This is a genomic window from Methylobacterium sp. B1, from assembly GCF_000333255.1.
Classification (GTDB): Bacteria; Pseudomonadota; Alphaproteobacteria; order Rhizobiales; family Beijerinckiaceae; genus Methylobacterium; species Methylobacterium fujisawaense.
Genome location: NZ_BACT01000278.1, coordinates 1 through 2,095, shown reverse-complemented (window position 1 = coordinate 2,095; position 2,095 = coordinate 1). Strand labels below are relative to the sequence as shown.

2 protein-coding genes are annotated in these 2,095 nt (G+C 65.2%); one reads left to right on the top strand and one right to left on the bottom strand.

The genetic code is table 11. The features are described from left to right. Positions 1-831, top strand: an 831-nt coding sequence (locus I53_RS07995) for a TonB-dependent receptor (RefSeq protein WP_043348895.1), incomplete at its 5' end; no start/stop codon positions are given. A gap of 112 nt (positions 832-943) precedes the next feature. On the opposite strand, the gene I53_RS07990 is transcribed toward I53_RS07995, so the two are convergent. After that, positions 944-1,960 carry a TonB-dependent receptor gene (locus I53_RS07990; RefSeq protein WP_051044723.1) on the bottom strand — a complete coding sequence of 339 codons (1,017 nt, stop codon included), beginning with the start codon at positions 1,958-1,960 and terminating at the stop codon, positions 944-946. Positions 1,961-2,095 lie beyond the last annotated feature (135 nt).

Here is a 2,095-nt window from a genome sequence, read left to right as displayed (position 1 = left end):
GTGCTGAGCCCGGAGTGGAAGGCGCTCGTGGCCACGCGGCTCGACATCTTCGAGGACTCCTTCCGCGAGCGCATCCCGCGCAGCCAGGCGGACCAGTCGCGGGTCGCTGCCTCGCCGCGGGCCGGCCTCATTTACCAGCCGATCCCATGGCTCTCGCTGTACACCAACGCCGGGACGAGCTTCCGGCCCAACATCGGCCCCGACGCCGCGGCCGTGTCGCCGGGCAAGCCACTGAAGCCGGAGACGGGACAGGGCTACGAGATCGGCGCCAAGGCCGAGCTGTTCGGCGGCAACCTGCTGCTGACTGCGGCGGCCTTCCGGGTGGATCGGCAGAACGTTTTGACGCCGGACCCGAACAACAGCGGCTTCTCGCTCGCGGCGGGCGCGGTGCGCAGCCAGGGCTTCGAGCTGACGGCGCAGGGGCAGCTCTCGCCGGAGCTGAAGATCCTGGCCGGCTATGTCTACGCCGACGCGGTGGTGACTAAGGACAACGTGCTGCCGGTGGGCGCGCCACTCATCAATGTGCCGCGCCACTCGGGAAGCCTGCTCGCCGTGTACGAGGTGCAGGGTGGGGACTGGAAGGGGTTCGGCATCGGGGGTGGCGTGCGCGGCGTCGGGGAGCGTCCGGGCGACGCGGCCGGCTCCGGTTTTGTCCTACCGGCCTACATCGCGGCCGACGCGTTGGCGTACTACCGCTACGAGAACCTCCGCTTCGGCCTTAACATCGAGAACATCTTCAACACGGTCTACTATGAGAGCTCGCTCAACGTGTTTCGCGTTTATCCGGGATCTCCACGACGTATCACCGGGTCGTTCACGGTCCGATTCTGATCCAGTGATCCACGTAGATTTTCCTCGACCGCATTGTGGGCGCCGAGCTGATGTCCGCTTCTAGCCTTCACTAAAGGGACGTTGCACGACCATCATGGGTCGGGAACAATCCTCACCACCGGTACCGAAGGCCTCCGTAAATTGCCCGGCCGGTGCCAGGGTTGAAGATCTCCGAGCTGGCGTTAGCGATGCCGGCGATGGCCACGCTTGAGATGTAACGCTTGTCCAGGAGATTGCGTGCCTCAAGGTAGCCTGACCAAGCCGAGCCCTGATCGAAGCCGATCCTGAGGTTCAGGAGCGCGTAGGCGGGCACCGTCAGGCTGTTGGCGTTGTCGGCGAAGTAGGACTGCGGCGACCACTCCACGTTGGGGCCGGCGTAGAAGCCGCTAGGGTGTCGGTAGAGCACCTCGGCGCGCAGGTAGTGGGTCGGCACGCCGGGCAAGCGGTTGTCGCCATAGAGCGCGTCGCGAACGAAGAAGAAATCGTTGTAGGTGTAGGCGGCGTTGAACCAGACACGGTCTTCAACCGTGACGAGCGACTTCAGGAACGCCACCCCGAGACCGGCCTCGACACCCTGGTGAACGGTGCGGTCCGCGTTCACGATGCTGCAGGGGCTGAAGATCGACGTCGTCAGGCACTGCAGTTCGTTCTGGATCTCCGAGCGGTAGAGCGAAAGGTCCCAGCTCAGGTCCGGTCGGGCCCCGCGCGTACCGACCTCGTAGGTGGTCGCGGTCTGGGCGCGCAGGTTTGAGGTTGCGAAGGTCGCGAACGAGTTCGCGTCGAAGGTCGGCGCCTCGGCGCTGCCCGAGACGTTGCCGTAGACCTGCCACGTGGGGTCGACGTCCCAGAGCACGCCGAACTTCGGCTTGGCGATGTCGTAGGTGGAGCGGCCCGACTGGTCGCCGTCTGTCAGGAGCCGGTCCTTCCGGTCACGGACCGCGCGCAGGAAGAAGCCGCCCCCGACGAGGGCGACGTTCGGCAGGATGAAGAACGAGTTCTCTGCATAGGCCGACAGGTTCTCCGAACGGTCGAGGGTCGAGAATGTTAGGGGGCCCTTCACGGCGCCATTCAGGTTGACGAACTGCCTGTAGTCGATGGTGCCGTTGTCGACGTTCACGCCCACGACCAAGCGGTTGCGAAAGCCGCCAATGACCCTGTCGTCGGTCGCGCGGACGAAGCCGCCTTAGTCCTGCACCGTGTAGTCGAGGTACTCGTAGATCGGATGGTCGACGTGGCGCTGGACCGTGAAGACGCCGAAGTCCAC